The following is a 15,328-nucleotide window of genomic DNA, read 5'->3' on the forward strand; positions in this document are numbered from 1 at the left end:
CGATGGCCGCCGGCGCGAAGAGGGATGTCGGATCCGCGCCAGCCGCGCTGCGCGCTGCACCGGAGGCGAAGCGCAGTGCAGGCGTCTACGAGCACATTCTCGAAGGCATCGTTTCGGGCGAGTTCCCTGTGAACGAGCGCCTGCCGGCCGAGACTGAGTTGGCGCGCCGGCTCGGCGCCTCGCGACCCGTCATTCGCGAAGCGCTCGCGCAATTGCGCGAGGACGGACTGATCGTCTCGCGGCAGGGCTCCGGCTCCTATGTCCGCCGCCGGCCGGACGACGCCGTCATGCGCTTCGCGCCGATCGGCTCCCTCTCCGATATTCGGCGCTGCTTCGAATTCCGAATCGACCTGGAGGGCGCGGCCGCCGCCCTCGCAGCGGAGCGGTGGGAGCAGGCCGACCTCGAGGAGATCCGGGCGGCGTTCGACGGCCTCGAAGCCGCGATTCGTGACGGGCTCCTCGGCGTCGAGGCGGACGAACGGTTCCACCGTGCCGTCGCGGCTGCGGCTCACAACCAGTACTATCTTCAGGTCCAATCGTTTCTGCAGCCGCATATCGCAGTCGGCATGAACCTGATGCGCAATCTCTCGCTGCTGCGCCCGCAGGACCGGCTTCGGCTCGTGCAGGACGAGCATGCCGCAATCGTCGCTGCGATCGAGGCACGCGATCCGGCGGGCGCCCGTGCGGCGATGCAGAGCCACATCAGGAATGCGCGCCAGCGCATGTTCGAGGGGACGCCCGGACGAGACGATGACGCGCCCTGACCCGCTGCCCTGAACGCGCTATTCCTTGCTTATCAACGCGCTCGTGCCTCGACACGATGCGCCCGACACAGGACCCGACCGCACCATGACGCGCCGCACTCCGGAATCCCTCCGCTCCCACCGCTGGTTCGGCGTCGAGGACCTGCGCGCCTTCGGGCATCGCTCCCGCACGCTCCAGATGGGCTATGGGCCCGAAGACTTCATGGGCAAGCCGGTCGTCGCGATCATCAACACCTGGAGCGACGCGCAGCCCTGCCACCAGCACTTCCGCCAGCGCGCCGACGAGATCAAGCGCGGCGTCTGGCAGGCAGGCGGCTTCCCGGTTGAACTGCCGGCGCTGTCGCTCTCCGAGAGCTGGGTCAAGCCGACCACGATGCTCTACCGCAATCTCCTCGCGCTCGAAGTCGAGGAGCTCCTGCGCTCGCATCCGATCGACGGCGCGGTGCTGATGGGCGGATGTGACAAGACCACACCCGCCACCATCATGGGCGCGATCTCGATGAACCTGCCCATGATCTTCATGCCGGCCGGACCGATGATGCGCGCCCATTATGGCGGCCAGATCCTGGGCTCCGGCTCCGACGTCTGGAAGTTCTGGGCCGAGAAGGAGGCCGGCGCCATCACGGACCAGCAATGGAACGACATGGAAGCCGGCATCGCGCGTTCGCACGGCACCTGCATGACGATGGGCACCGCATCGACTATGACGTGCATCGCCGAAGCGCTCGGCCTGACGCTTCCGGGCGCGACCTCGATCCCTGCTGCCGATGCCGCGCATCCCCGCATGGCGGCTTCCTGCGGCCGTCGCATCGTCGACATGATCTGGGAGGATCTGAAACCCTCCGACATCCTGACGCGGCAATCGGTCGAGAACGCGCTCGTGGTACACAACGCGCTCGCAGGCTCGACGAACGCCATGATCCACCTCGTCGCGATGGCGCGCCGCGCCGGCATCGAGGTGAAACTCACGGATTTCGACGACTTCGCCCAGAAGGTTCCGGTGATCGCGAATCTGCGCCCCTCCGGCGCCTGGCTCATGGAAGACTTCCACATCGCGGGCGGCATTCGCGCACTGATGAAGCGCCTCGAAGGATTGCTGCATCTCGAGGCGCGCACCGTGACGGGCAAGACGCTGGGTGAGACGCTGGAGGGCGCGGCAGTCTACAACGACGACGTCATCCGCCCGCTCGACAAGCCCATCGCCGCATCCGGTGGAACCGCGATCCTCTATGGAAACCTAGCGCCGCATGGCTGCGTGATGAAGCCGCCGGCTGCCGAACCGCGCCTGCTCAGCCATACCGGCCCCGCGATCGTGTTCGACACCTACGACGAGATGGCGAAGGCCGTGAACGATCCCGATCTCGACGTGACGCCCGACCACGTCATGGTGCTGCGCAATGCCGGTCCGATCGGTGGGCCAGGCATGCCGGAATGGGGCATGCTGCCGCTGCCGAAGAAACTGCTGCGCGAGGGCGTGCGTGATATGCTGCGCATCTCCGATGCGCGGATGAGCGGCACGAGCTACGGCGCCTGCATCCTCCATGTGTCGCCGGAGGCCCACATCGGAGGTCCGCTCGCAGCCGTGCGCAACGGCGATCTCATCACCGTCGACGTTCCGAACCGCTCGATCCATCTTCATCTCAGCGATGAGGAGATCACCGAGCGCCTGGAATTATGGAAGCCGCCGGCACGCGATTATCCGCGCGGCTACTACCGCCTCTTCGCCCAGCATGTCCGTCAGGCGCACGAGGGCTGCGACTTCGACTTCCTCGAGGGCGCGGGGGGCATCCCGGAGCCCGAGATTCATTAGCGGATGCGTATCCGCAGGCATTGCAGCTCAGTCCTCGGTGGGAGGGATAACCAGACGCTAGGAAAGCAACGAGAAATCGTTCCATGCGCCGTCGACTGCTGTGAACGGGACTGTTCCGCCAGCGAATCGAGGACATGTGAAAGAGTTTGGCTCTGAAGGTCCGCGAGGATGGAATAGCGGACCTTTACTGCTATTTTCGGGGTCTGGTTTAATCCGAACTCGACATTGCACCACAAGCTATTGTCGTCTCCTGGCCTCGTATTTGGGCGTCTGCCGCTTTTCTGAGCAGATCAATCCGCGGCTTCGCCTCTCTCGACTGCCTTCGGCGCCCGCTTCCCAACTTCGGCACGGCTCTTGCTTGAAGCTCCTGCGCCGCACCTGGGCCAGGTTACGCGAGGGAGAAGGACCGATGTCGATTTTGAGGATGACACGTAGAAATCTGCTGGCGCTGACCGCTGCTGCGCTGGTTTCCGGCGCCACGGCTGGAGCTGCAAGAGCTGAGGAAACCATCAAGGTAGGGATTCTCCACTCACTGTCGGGCACGATGGCGATCAGCGAGACGACGCTCAAGGACGTCATGCTGATGCTGATCGATGAGCAGAACAAGAAAGGCGGCCTCCTCGGTAGGAAGCTCGAAGCTGTTGTTGTCGATCCGGCCTCCAATTGGCCGCTCTTCGCCGAGAAGGCACGCGAGTTGATCAGCAAGGACAAAGTAGCGGCCGTGTTCGGCTGCTGGACATCCGTGTCCCGCAAGTCCGTGCTCCCGGTCTTCAAGGAGCTGAACAGCATCCTGTTCTACCCCGTCCAATACGAGGGCGAGGAGAGTGAGCGGAACGTGTTCTACACAGGTGCCGCGCCCAATCAGCAGGCAATTCCGGCCGTCGACTACCTCGCCAAGGAAGAGAAGGTCGAGCGCTGGGTTCTTGCCGGAACGGACTATGTCTATCCGCGTACGACCAACAAGATTCTGGAGGCTTATCTGAAGTCCAAGGGCGTGAAGTCCGAGGATATCATGATCAACTACACACCTTTCGGGCATTCCGACTGGCAGACCATCGTAGCGGACATAAAGAAGTTCGGTTCGGCCGGCAAGAAGACGGCGGTCGTCTCCACGATCAACGGGGATGCCAATGTGCCGTTCTACAAGGAGCTCGCCAACCAGGGAGTCAAGGCAACGGATATTCCGGTCGTGGCTTTCTCGGTAGGTGAGGAGGAACTCGCCGGCATCGACACGAAGCCTCTCGTCGGGCACCTGGCGGCCTGGAATTACTTCCAGTCTGTCGACACCCCCGACAACGAGGCTTTCATCGACAAGTGGAAGGCCTTCACCAAGAACGAGAAGCGCGTCACCAATGACCCGATGGAAGCGCACGTCATCGGCTTCAACATGTGGGTCAAGGCGGTCGAGAAGGCCGGCACGACCGATCCCGACGGCGTTATCGACGCCATTGTCGGCATTCAGGTACCGAACCTCACCGGCGGCGTCTCCGAGATGCTTCCGAACCACCACATCACTAAGCCTGTCCTCATCGGCGAGATCAAGGAGGACGGTCAGTTCGAAACCGTCTGGCAGGCCGACAGCCTTGTACCAGGTGAAGCCTGGTCCAAGTATCTGGAAGGCTCGAAGGATCTGATTGCCGACTGGAAGACGCTCAAATGCGGCAACTACAACACCGCCACCAAGAAATGCGGCGCTTGAGTCATTGACGCATGAGGGCAGCCGCCGGGGCTGTCCTCAACCCCTCCATCTGCAATCCTTTCATGATCAACTTGCGCAAGCTTCTGTGGACTCTCGTCCTGCTGGCAGGCATGGCCTCGGCCGCCTCTGCCGGACCTTATGAAGACGCATTGCCGAAATTCGCTTCCGACAGCTACTCGGATACGGAATCTGCGATCGTGGCTGTCGCGAGCAGCGGCCATGCCTTGTCTCTCCGTGTCATCGAGGCTTTGAAAGATGGACGGCTCCTCGTAGGGGCTAGACAGGTCCATATTCGCGATGCGTCCGGCAATCTCATCAATGCTGCCACGGGCCAGCCACACGAGGCGACTGCAGGAAGCCTCAGACCGGTTCGTGTCAACAACCGGATTCGTCGCGCCGTCGAGGCTGCGCTTGGCAATCTGACCCTGCTCAGTGCCGATCCCGCGACGCGACTCGAAGCGGCGCGCGCCGTTTTCCGCTCCCGCGACGTGACGACCTTGGAGACCCTCGATCGAGCGATTGCTCAGGAGACCGATGCCGATGTGAAGCGCGCCCTCCAGGAAGCGCAGGCGGCCATTCTGCTGAACAAGACAGATGCTTCATCCACCAACAAGCTTGGCGCCATTGAGACCTTGAAGAACCGCGGCGATCAGGACGCGCTCACTCTCCTCTCCGGCCTCCCATCGCGAACATCACCGGATATCACGGAAGCAGCGCGCAAGGCAGCCGACAGCATCCGCACAAAGCTGGCGTTCTGGAGTGCAGCTCAGAACCTCTGGTACGGGATCTCCCTCGGATCGGTCCTGCTGCTCGCCGCCATCGGACTCGCCATTACGTTCGGCACGATGGGCGTCATCAACATGGCTCACGGCGAGATGGTCATGCTCGGGGCATATACGACGTTCTTGGTGCAGGAACTCATCCGGACCTATGCTCCAAGCCTGTTCGGGGCCTCTCTCTTCATTGCGCTGCCGCTCGCCTTTCTGGTCGCAGGCTCAGTCGGCATTCTGATCGAGCGCCTCGTCATCCGTTTCCTCTATGGACGCTCCTTGGAGACGCTGCTGGCCACCTGGGGCCTGTCCCTCATCCTGCAGCAGGCCGTTCGCACGATCTTCGGACCGACGAACCGCGAGGTGGGCACGCCGGCCTGGATGAGCGGAGCCCTGGAGGTCGGCGGCTTGAGTCTCACGTACAATCGAATCGCGATCGTCGTTTTCGCCGTCCTGGTGTTCGCTACCCTGCTGCTCGTCATGCGTTACACGTCCTTGGGGCTCTATGTGCGTGCGGTCACGCAGAACCGGCGCATGGCAGGCTCGATGGGCATCAAGACGAGTCGTGTCGACGCTCTGGCCTTTGGCCTCGGATCGGGTGTCGCCGGAATGGCCGGGGTCGCACTCTCTCAGATCGACAATGTCAGTCCCAATCTCGGGCAGAGCTACATTATCGACAGTTTCATGATCGTCGTGTTCGGTGGCGTCGGAAACCTGTGGGGCACGCTGATCGGTGCAATCACGCTCGGCGTGGCGAACAAGTTCCTTGAGCCCTATGCGGGAGCGGTGCTCGGCAAGATCGTTCTTCTCATCGGGATTATCCTCTTCATTCAACGACGTCCGCGCGGGCTCTTCGCGCTGAAAGGCAGGGCGGTCGAAACATGAAAGCCCAAACCGTGTTTGATCGGCAAACCGTCGCCGTTCTGTCGCTCCTCGCCGCAGTCGCCATTCTGGTGCCTGCCATGAACACATTGGCAGCGCCCGGATCGCCGCTGCATCTCTCCGATCACTTGGTCCCTCTGTTCGGCAAATACGTCTGCTTTGCCCTGTTGGCCCTCTCCGTCGATCTGATCTGGGGTTTTTGCGGCATTCTCTCTCTTGGGCACGGAGCCTTCTTCGCCCTGGGCGGGTATGCGATGGGCATGTATCTCATGCGCCAGATCGGTCCGCGTGGAGTCTATGCCGATCCGATCCTGCCGGATTTCATGATATTCCTGAACTGGAAGGAATTGCCGTGGTTCTGGCACGGCTTCGAGTGGTTCCCGTTCGCGGCGCTCATGGTGCTGCTTGTACCGGGCACGCTCGCCTTCATCTTCGGTTGGTTCGCCTTCCGCTCCCGTGTCACCAGCGTTTATCTCTCCATCATCACACAAGCCATGACCTTCGCCCTCATGCTGGCGTTCTTTCGCAACGACATGGGTTTCGGCGGCAATAACGGCCTGACCGATTTCAAGGGAATACTGGGATTTCCTCTTCAATCGGCATCGACTCGCGTCGTCCTGTTCGTGCTCTCCGTGATGGCGCTCGCCTGCGGCTACCTGCTGTGCCGATGGATCGTGAACTCCAAATTCGGCAAGGTGCTCGTCGCCGTGCGCGATGCGGAGAGCCGCACGAGATTCCTGGGTTATCGAGTCGAGCATTACATGCTTGCCGTCTTCACCCTGTCAGCCATGCTGGCGGGCGTTTCCGGTGCGCTCTACGTGCCGCAGGTGGGGATCATCAATCCGGGCGAGTTTGCTCCGGCCAACTCCATCGAGGTGGTGATCTGGGTTGCCGTTGGGGGCCGAGGAACTCTGGCCGGCGCCATCCTCGGAGCCATCTTGGTCAATGCGGGAAAGACCTGGTTCACGGCCGCCCTGCCGGAGTTCTGGCTTTTCGCCCTAGGCGGCCTCTTCGTCCTCATCACGCTCTTCATGCCCCGCGGTATTCTCGGAACGACCGGAGAACTCGTGGAACGTTTCAGCCAAAGAGTGCAGGCCGGCCGGTCATCCAGTCCCCTGGCGCATCCGGCGGAGTAAGCCATGGCTGTACCTGTTACGCCGGCACTGCTCTATCTCGACAACGTCACTGTCTCCTTCGACGGTTTCCGAGCTTTGAATGCTCTGTCGCTCGCGATCGATCATGCAGAGATGCGGGCCGTCATCGGTCCGAACGGGGCAGGTAAGACGACCATGATGGACGTGATCACCGGCAAGACGCGGCCGAATGAGGGCACGGCCCTGTTCGAGGGATCTCATGATCTGACCGTGCTCGACGAGGCCGCCATCGCCGAGCTCGGCATCGGCCGGAAGTTCCAGACTCCGACGGTGTTCTACATGCACAGCGTCGAGGACAATCTGCTCCTCGCGCTGAAGAATCCGCGCGGGCCTCTTGCAACCCTGCTCTCGCGCCGTGCGACGCAGGAGCGGGAAAGGATCAATGCTCTCCTGGAACGAGTGCGGCTGACAGCGCACCGGCACCGCCGGGCCGGCGAACTGTCGCACGGCCAGAAACAATGGCTCGAAATCGGTATGCTGCTGGCGCAGGAGCCCAAGCTCCTGCTGATCGATGAACCTGCTGCGGGCATGACCGACCAGGAGACGGCGGATACGGCCGATCTGCTGCGCGACATTGCAAGAACGAAAGCCGTGATCGTGGTGGAGCACGATATGACATTCGTGCGCGATCTTGGCGTGAAGGTCACCTGTCTGCACGAGGGTGCCGTTCTCGCTGAAGGGCCTATCGACACGGTGAGTGCCAACGAGCGGGTGGTCGAGGTTTACTTGGGTCGATGAAGATGCTTTCAGTGGAGAACCTGTCCCTCCATTACGGTGCAGCTCAAGCCCTGCGCGGCGTTTCCGTCGAGGCGGCGTTGGGCGAGGTGACCTGTGTGCTTGGCCGCAACGGCGTAGGAAAGACATCGTTGCTGCGCGCCATCGTGGGCCACAGGCCCATCTCCGGTGGCAGCATCCGCTTCGATGGCCAGGACATTGCGGACCTGAAGCCCTTCGAGCGTGCAACGCGTGGCATCGCTTATGTCCCGCAGGGACGCGAGATCTTTCCTCTCTTGACGGTCAGGGAGAATCTGGAGACCGGCTTTGCGCCCCTGAATCGTGGCACACGTCGGGTTCCCGACGAAGTATTCGAGCTCTTTCCGGTTCTCCGGTCCATGCTGGGACGCCGCGGAGGTGACCTGTCCGGTGGTCAGCAACAGCAACTCGCCATCGGACGGGCACTGGTCATGCGTCCGCGCCTTCTCGTGCTCGACGAGCCCACGGAGGGCATCCAGCCTTCGATCATCAAGGATATCGCGCGTGCCATCCGCTACTTGCGCGACCGGAAGGATATGGCCATCCTGCTCGTCGAGCAGTATTTCGATTTTGCCCGCGAATTGGCCGACCGCTTCGCGGTCATGGAGCGGGGTGAGATCGTCCAGAAGGGCAGCCGCTCTGCGCTTGACGGAAACGATGTACGTCAACGCTTGGCCATTTGATGGCGTCTCTCAGACCGCAGGCCCCCTGCGCCAGCGCGCTGATGGGCGAGTTGCGCTCAGCGCCGCGATGTTGGGCGGGCGCACGAGGCCGATGCACATTCGGGAAAGCGGTTCCATGCGTGTCCGGCTCCCGAAGGTGCAAGGCCGGACAATCGAGGCGGTTCTGGTCAACACCGCAGGGGGCATCGCCTGCGGTGATCGCTTCGCCGTGGAGATCGAGGCGCAGGCCGGGACAGTTTTAACCGTTGCGACCTCCGCCGCCGAGAAGGTCTATCGCTCCGATGGCCCGACTGCGGGATTGTCGGTCAACCTTGCGGTCCATGCAGGCTCGCAGCTGGAATGGCTGCCCCAGGAAACCATCCTGTTCAATCAGGCGCGGCTTGCCCGGCGGCTTGATGCCGACATTGCAGAGGATGCTCACCTTACGGTATTCGAGGCCGTCGTCTTCGGCCGCGCAGCGCATGCGGAAAACATGTCGAGCGGCTTCTTCGAAGATCGCTGGCGCATCCGTCGCGGCGGACGCCTGGCCTATGCCGATACGCTGCGGCTCAAGGGCCCGATCGCCCATCTGCTGCAGAAGCCGAGCGTCGCGAAGGGAGCCCGCGCTCTGGCGACGCTGATCCACATTGCGCCGGATGCCGAGGCGCGCCTTGAGACCGCCCGCGAATGCCTGTCCTCCACCAATGGCTGCGACGCTGCCGCAAGCGCCTGGAACGGCATCCTTGCCGTGCGCTTCTGCGCCGCGTCGATCGAGGCTCTGCGCGCGTGCGCCTGTCCCTTTCTTCTCGCGTTTCGCGGCGAGCCTCTGCCGCGCGTCTGGCTTAGCTGAGGTTGACATCATGCAGCTCACACCTCGCGAAAAAGACAAGCTCCTGATCGCCATGGCCGCCATGGTGGCCCGGCGTCGCCTGGAGCGCGGCGTAAAACTCAATCACCCGGAGGCGATTGCGCTTATCACTGATACGGTGGTGGAGGGCGCCCGCGACGGACGCTCCGTCTCCGAATTGATGGAGGCAGGCGCGCATGTGCTTGCCGCCGATCAGGTCATGGAAGGCGTGGCCGAGATGATCCAGGACATTCAGGTCGAGGCCACTTTTCCGGATGGAACCAAGCTGGTCACGGTCCATCACCCCATCAGGGGCGCGGCGTCCGCTGATGTGCCGGGAGAGGTCGTGACGCTCGAAGGCGAAATCGTCTTCAACGAGGGGGTGGAGCGTGTCGCTCTCACGGTCGCCAACACGGGCGACAGGCCTATCCAGGTCGGCAGCCACTACCATTTCTTCGAGACCAATCCGGCGCTGTCCTTCGACCGCGAGAGGGCGCGCGGCATGCGCCTCGACGTTGCGCCCGGCACGGCCGTGCGCTTCGAGCCCGGCTCAACCCGTGAGGTCGTGCTGGTGCCGCTCTCCGGAAAGCGCGAGGTCTATGGATTCCGCCAAGGCGTGATGGGAGCGCTCTGATGACGGAGATGCGGAAGCCTGCCTCCCTCCCTCGTTCTGCCTATGCGGACATGTTCGGCCCTACCAAAGGCGACCGGATCCGGCTGGCGGATACTTCGCTCGTGATCGAGGTCGAGAAGGACTTCACGACCTATGGCGAGGAGGTGAAGTTCGGCGGCGGCAAGGTCATTCGCGACGGAATGGGACAGGGGCCGGCAACCCGGGCGTCCGGTGCGGTCGATACCGTCATCACCAACGCAGTGGTCCTCGACCACTCAGGCATCGTGAAGGCCGATATCGGTCTCAAGGACGGGCGGATTGCACGGATCGGCAAGGCGGGCAATCCGGATGTGCAACCCGATGTCGATATCATCATTGGACCCGGCACGGAGATCATCGCCGGCGAGGGAAAGATCGTGACCGCCGGCGGTTTCGACTCTCACATTCACTTCATCTGCCCGCAGCAGATCGAGGAGGCCCTGACGTCGGGCATCACAACGATGCTCGGTGGCGGTACGGGCCCTGCTACGGGGACGTTCGCGACAACCTGCACGCCCGGTCCGTGGCACGTCGCCCGCATGATCGAGGCCGCGGATGCCTTTCCCATGAATCTCGCCTTTGCCGGCAAGGGCAATGCCTCGAAGCCGGGAGCTCTGGAGGAGATGATTCAGGCGGGGGCTTGCGCCCTCAAGCTGCACGAGGACTGGGGCACGACGCCTGCCGCCATCGACTGCTGTCTCTCGGTGGCTGATTCATACGACGTGCAGGTGATGATCCACACGGATACGCTCAACGAGTCGGGATTCGTCGAGGACACGATTGCTGCCTTCAAGGGGCGAACGATCCATGCCTTCCACACCGAAGGGGCCGGAGGAGGTCATGCGCCCGACATCATCAAGGTGGCGGGACTTCCGAATGTGTTGCCTTCCTCCACCAATCCGACACGGCCCTACACGGTGAACACCATCGACGAGCATCTCGACATGCTCATGGTCTGCCACCACCTCGACCCGTCGATCCCGGAGGACCTCGCTTTCGCGGAAAGCCGCATCCGCAAGGAGACCATTGCCGCGGAGGATATCCTTCACGATATCGGTGCGCTTTCCATGATGTCCTCGGACAGTCAGGCCATGGGCCGCGTGGGCGAGGTCATCATCCGCACCTGGCAGACAGCGCACAAGATGAAGCTGCAGCGCGGCCCGCTTCCCGGCGAGACCGGAGACAACGACAATCTTCGCGCCCGCCGCTATGTGGCGAAATATACGATCAATCCGGCCATCGCCCACGGGGTTTCAAAGCACATCGGCTCCGTCGAGCCGGGCAAGCTCGCCGATCTCGTCGTCTGGACGCCGGCTTTCTTCGGTGTGAAGCCCGATCTGGTCCTGAAGGGGGGCGCCATCGCGGCGTCCCTCATGGGCGATCCGAATGCTTCGATTCCCACGCCGCAGCCGGTGCATTACCGGCCCATGTTCGGAGCCTATGGCAAAGCGCTCGCAACAACCTCGCTCACCTTCGTGTCGAAGGCTGCCATCGAGAACGGACTTGCCGCAAAGCTCGGAATCCAGAAGCACCTTGTTGCCGTCGAGAATGTCCGCAGCGGGATCGGCAAGAAGGACATGGTGCTGAACGACGCCACGCCTGTCATCGAGGTCGATCCCGAGACCTATGACGTTCGTGCAGATGGCGAATTGCTGGTTTGCGAGCCGGCCAGAATTCTTCCCATGGCTCAACGCTATTTCCTGTTCTGACATGATCCGCGCCACATCCCTCATTCGCCGTGACGCCGTCGACGAAGACCGCATCGTCGATATCATCACCCTCGATCATGGTGATCGCCACAGGCGCCGGATCGTGCTCCATGCTGATGGAGGCACAACGTTTCTGCTCGATCTCGATACCGCCGACGTCCTGGAGGACGGGGATGCAATCTGCCTGGACGGCGGGTCTCTGGTCCAGGTGAAGGCCGCCCCGGAAAGGCTAATCGAGGTCAGGACCGATGACCCTCTCGACCTGCTGACTCTCGCCTGGCACATCGGCAACCGGCATGTGCCCGCCGAGATCACGCGGGATGCGGTTTACATCGCCTACGATCATGTGCTGCTCGACATGCTGCAGGGACTGGGAGCGACGACCCGCATCGTCGAGCGTCCCTTCCAGCCTGTGCGGGGAGCCTATCACCACCACGAGCATGGCGGGCACTCGCATCATCATTCCCATGAGCACCATCATGGATGAGGCTCGCATCGGGCCGCTCGTTCCAGGGGAGGAGCGGGTCATCCTGCCACTCTTCGCCTGGCTGTCCGCTTCCTATCCGGTCGGGTGCTATGCCTATTCGCATACGCTGGAATGGGCCGTCACAACCGGGGACGTGACGAACGAGGAGACGCTTGTTGCGTGGCTGACCGATATGATGACGCTCGGTTTCGGCCGCAACGACGCGATCCTGTTGAGCCATGCCTATCGGGCGATCGATGCGAGTGACAGGGCTACTCTCAAGGCCGTGAACGAACTCGCCCTTGCGCTCTCACCCTCCGCCGAGTTGTTCCTTGAGACGAGCCAGCAGGGGCGCAGCTTTCTCGATGCGACTCTCGCCGCCTGGCCTTCGCCGAGACTGATCCCGCTCGAGGGCGATGCGGCCTTTCCTGTCGCCATCGGCATGGCGGCGGCGGCGCATCATGTCGCCCTGTCCACGACCTCGGAGGCTTACCTCTTCGGGCTCGTCCAAACGCTCGTTTCCGCTGCCATTCGGCTGGCCCCCATCGGGCAGACCGCCGGTATTCGCATTTGCTCGGCTCTGGCGGCGACCGTTCAGGCCATCGCACGAGAGGCCATCGATCTGTCCCTCGACGATATCGGTACTTCGTCCTTCCGGGCCGATCTGGGCTCCTTCCATCACGAGAACCAGTACACGAGGCTTTTTCGCTCATGATTTCTCATACGGGACCTCTTCGCATCGGCATCGGCGGGCCCGTCGGTTCGGGCAAGACGGCTCTGATGGAGGCGCTCTGCAAGACCTTCCGTGATCGCTATGATATCTGCGCCATCACCAACGACATCTACACGAAGGAAGATGCGCGCCTTCTGACGGTCGCTGGCGCCTTGCCGGTCGAGCGCATCATGGGCGTCGAGACGGGCGGATGCCCGCATACGGCCATCCGTGAGGATGCCTCGATCAACCTGGCCGCGATCGCAACTATGCGCAGCCGGTTCCCCGACCTCGACATCGTGCTGGTGGAATCCGGCGGTGACAACCTGGCGGCAACCTTCTCGCCGGAGCTCGCAGATCTGACGATCTACGTGATCGACGTGGCAGGCGGCGAGAAGATCCCGCGCAAGGGCGGCCCCGGCATCACGCGCTCGGATCTTCTGGTGGTCAACAAGATCGACCTTGCTCCCTACGTCGGCGCGGATCTCACCGTCATGGAAGAGGATACGAAGCGCATGCGCGGTCAGCGCCCTTATGTCTTCAGCAATATCCGCGGTGGCATCGGCGTCGATGCGATCGCGCGGTTCGTCGAAAAGGCCGGCGGCTTGACAGGAGGATCCGATGATATCGAAGCGTTTCCTCCTGGATGATCCCGGGAGAAGATGGTACGGGCTGAGCCATGAGGACTTGCTGTCATAGCGCATCCTCCACCTCACGGGTCAAGCATGCACCGTGATTCTCCAGGACCAAGCACCTCAGTCAGAGTCGTGACTTCCCCGGACTGAAGGCGGGAGGGATCTCCTCCCGCCGGATGCTCAGCTCGTTGCGTGATAGGCGGCTGTTTCGAAGTCGTAGAAGGCCTGCAGGGTCTTGGGGTCGACGAACGGAAGAACCTGGGCCATGAACACGCCGCCCATTCCCTTCGAGGGGTCGATCCAGAAGAAGGTATTGTAGAGCCCGGCCCAGGCGAGGCTGCCCGCGGATCGCCCGGTCGGCGCCTGCTCCTCGTTGATCATGAAGGTCAGGCCCCAGCTCTTTGGCAGGCCCGGGAAGAACTCCGCATCCTCCGATCGTGCGGGGTTTGTGGTCTTGAGCATGACGACACGGGTATCACCCATCGCATTCTTGCCCATCAGAGCCACGGTCTCGGGCTTGAGGACCTGATGGCCGTTGCCCGTGCCGTTATTCAGGATCATGCGCACGAACTGCAAGTAATCGCCAACCGTGGAATACAGGCCACCTCCGCCGAGCTCGCGAACCGGCTGCGGCTGACCCTTCCATTCGACCTCGGTGAGCTTGCCGTCGGAGCCGCGCTGATGCGTTGCCACACGCCGTGCCTCGGTGTCCGGCATCAGCCGGTAGCCGGTGCTGGTCATCCCGAGCGGGGCAAAGATGTGCTCCTGCATGTAGGTCCCAAGACTCTGACCGCTGATCTTCTCCACCAGCAGGCCGATCCAGTCGATCGAGATGCCGTATTCCCAACGTTCGCCCGGATCGAACATAAGGGGTGGGTAGAAGCCCTCGTTGGCACCCGAGCCGAGGACCGGGAAGTTCCTGGCCTTCGCGAAGCGGAGGAAGTCGGCATCCCATTGATCGTAGACCAGGCCCGAGGTGTGGGTCATGAGATGGCGGAGCGTGATCTGGCGCTTGGGGGCACGCAGGCGCGGCTCACCGTTGCCGTCGAAGCCCTCGAGAACCTGGAATTCGGCAGCCCGCGGGATATACGTGGAGATCGGTACGTCGAGTTCCAGCTTGCCCTGTTCCACGAGCTGCATGGCCGCGGTACCGGTGATCGCTTTGGTCATGGAGGCGATGTTGAACACCGAGTCAGGCGTCATCCGAACGCCCTGTCCGAGCGCCCGCTCGCCGAATGCGGCAAGATAGGTGGTCTGGCTCTTGTCCGTGACACCTGCGACGGCGCCCGGGATGTCGCCGCGCTCGACGGGCCGGCTCAGTGCGGTGTCGAGCATCTCCTTGAGTGCGCCGTTACCTCCGCTCTGGCCGAAGGCATGCTGTGTCAGGCTCGTAGCAGCCAGAAGCGAAAGGCCGCTGGTTTTCAGGAAGTCTCTGCGATCCATGGTCATAGACGTTTCCCTGGATTTGGTCCTGACGCGACGGATCGAAGATGGGCGATGACCACCTGACGAGTTGACGTGCTCTGAGGGTCTACAGCGCCGCGCCGCAATTCATTCGTCAAGACCAATGTGTTCGGCTGTACGCGTGTACAAAACGCAGACCTGCGGCCCGGCAATCCCGCGAGCGCAACGGGCAAGTGAAACAGATTGCCGGTTGCGATCGTCCTCGGGCCGCAACGCACAGTGTTGCTCCGCGTCAGGTCGACGTCAATGCGGGAGGAGGTGGTTGGGGCAGCAACGCCGTCGGCTTGAGGGGTAGGCCTGAAAGGGTTCTGAGCCGTCCCCGCCCATCATAGGCGCTCGCCAGAATCCC

General features: G+C 62.6%; 14 protein-coding genes. 13 read left to right on the forward strand and 1 reads right to left on the reverse strand.

Features of this window, described 5'->3' with window-relative positions; translation table 11 throughout:
• The first annotated feature begins 2 nt into the window (after positions 1 to 2).
• The 13 genes from BN1233_RS00305 (at position 3) to ureG (ending at position 13,530) form a co-directional block, all read left to right on the forward strand.
• Positions 3 to 764, forward strand: coding sequence for a FadR/GntR family transcriptional regulator (locus BN1233_RS00305; RefSeq protein ID WP_082145155.1), 762 nt, complete (start codon positions 3 to 5; stop codon positions 762 to 764).
• An 85-nt stretch (positions 765 to 849) separates the two neighbouring features.
• Complete coding sequence (gene araD, locus BN1233_RS00310; protein WP_046861545.1) at positions 850 to 2,574, forward strand: L-arabinonate dehydratase; 1,725 nt, start codon at positions 850 to 852, stop codon at positions 2,572 to 2,574.
• A gap of 424 nt (positions 2,575 to 2,998) precedes the next feature.
• Positions 2,999 to 4,273 (forward strand): urea ABC transporter substrate-binding protein, encoded by a 1,275-nt coding sequence (gene urtA, locus BN1233_RS00315; RefSeq protein ID WP_046862298.1) that lies wholly within the window; start codon positions 2,999 to 3,001, stop codon positions 4,271 to 4,273.
• Between the two features lie 62 nt (positions 4,274 to 4,335).
• Positions 4,336 to 5,928, forward strand: a complete 1,593-nt coding sequence (urtB, locus tag BN1233_RS00320) for an urea ABC transporter permease subunit UrtB (RefSeq protein WP_046862299.1) — start codon at positions 4,336 to 4,338, stop codon at positions 5,926 to 5,928.
• On the forward strand, positions 5,925 to 7,061 hold the full coding sequence (urtC, locus tag BN1233_RS00325; RefSeq protein WP_046861546.1) for an urea ABC transporter permease subunit UrtC: 1,137 nt from the start codon (positions 5,925 to 5,927) through the stop codon (positions 7,059 to 7,061). Before urtB ends, urtC begins: the two co-directional genes overlap by 4 nt.
• A gap of 3 nt (positions 7,062 to 7,064) precedes the next feature.
• Complete coding sequence (gene urtD / locus BN1233_RS00330; protein ID WP_046861547.1) at positions 7,065 to 7,817, forward strand: urea ABC transporter ATP-binding protein UrtD; 753 nt, start codon at positions 7,065 to 7,067, stop codon at positions 7,815 to 7,817.
• Positions 7,818 to 7,819: 2 nt separating this feature from the next.
• Positions 7,820 to 8,515 carry an urea ABC transporter ATP-binding subunit UrtE gene (urtE, locus tag BN1233_RS00335; protein ID WP_046862300.1) on the forward strand — a complete coding sequence of 232 codons (696 nt, stop codon included), beginning with the start codon at positions 7,820 to 7,822 and terminating at the stop codon, positions 8,513 to 8,515.
• A gap of 115 nt (positions 8,516 to 8,630) precedes the next feature.
• Complete coding sequence (locus BN1233_RS00340; RefSeq protein ID WP_342341628.1) at positions 8,631 to 9,344, forward strand: urease accessory protein UreD; 714 nt, start codon at positions 8,631 to 8,633, stop codon at positions 9,342 to 9,344.
• 10 nt (positions 9,345 to 9,354) lie between these two features.
• A complete protein-coding gene (locus tag BN1233_RS00345) occupies positions 9,355 to 9,975 on the forward strand; it encodes an urease subunit gamma (protein WP_046861549.1) in 621 nt (206 codons plus the stop codon).
• The gene (gene ureC, locus BN1233_RS00350) at positions 9,975 to 11,702 is read left to right on the forward strand and encodes an urease subunit alpha (RefSeq protein ID WP_046861550.1); all 1,728 of its coding nucleotides are present in this window, start codon (positions 9,975 to 9,977) and stop codon (positions 11,700 to 11,702) included. Before BN1233_RS00345 ends, ureC begins: the two co-directional genes overlap by 1 nt.
• A gap of 1 nt (position 11,703) precedes the next feature.
• Positions 11,704 to 12,189: an urease accessory protein UreE gene (locus tag BN1233_RS00355; RefSeq protein WP_046861551.1), complete on the forward strand. Its 486-nt coding sequence runs from the start codon at positions 11,704 to 11,706 to the stop codon at positions 12,187 to 12,189.
• A complete protein-coding gene (locus tag BN1233_RS00360; protein WP_046861552.1) occupies positions 12,182 to 12,883 on the forward strand; it encodes an urease accessory protein UreF in 702 nt (233 codons plus the stop codon). Before BN1233_RS00355 ends, BN1233_RS00360 begins: the two co-directional genes overlap by 8 nt.
• Positions 12,880 to 13,530 (forward strand): urease accessory protein UreG, encoded by a 651-nt coding sequence (ureG, locus tag BN1233_RS00365; RefSeq protein ID WP_046861553.1) that lies wholly within the window; start codon positions 12,880 to 12,882, stop codon positions 13,528 to 13,530. Before BN1233_RS00360 ends, ureG begins: the two co-directional genes overlap by 4 nt.
• Before the next feature lie 165 nt (positions 13,531 to 13,695).
• Here ureG and BN1233_RS00370 read toward each other — a convergent pair whose 3' ends face one another.
• The gene (locus BN1233_RS00370; protein ID WP_244470879.1) at positions 13,696 to 14,964 is read right to left on the reverse strand and encodes a serine hydrolase domain-containing protein; all 1,269 of its coding nucleotides are present in this window, start codon (positions 14,962 to 14,964) and stop codon (positions 13,696 to 13,698) included.
• Between the last annotated feature and the right edge of the window lie 364 nt (positions 14,965 to 15,328).

Source organism: Microvirga massiliensis (assembly GCF_001006805.1).
In the GTDB taxonomy this organism is placed as follows: domain Bacteria; phylum Pseudomonadota; class Alphaproteobacteria; order Rhizobiales; family Beijerinckiaceae; genus Microvirga; species Microvirga massiliensis.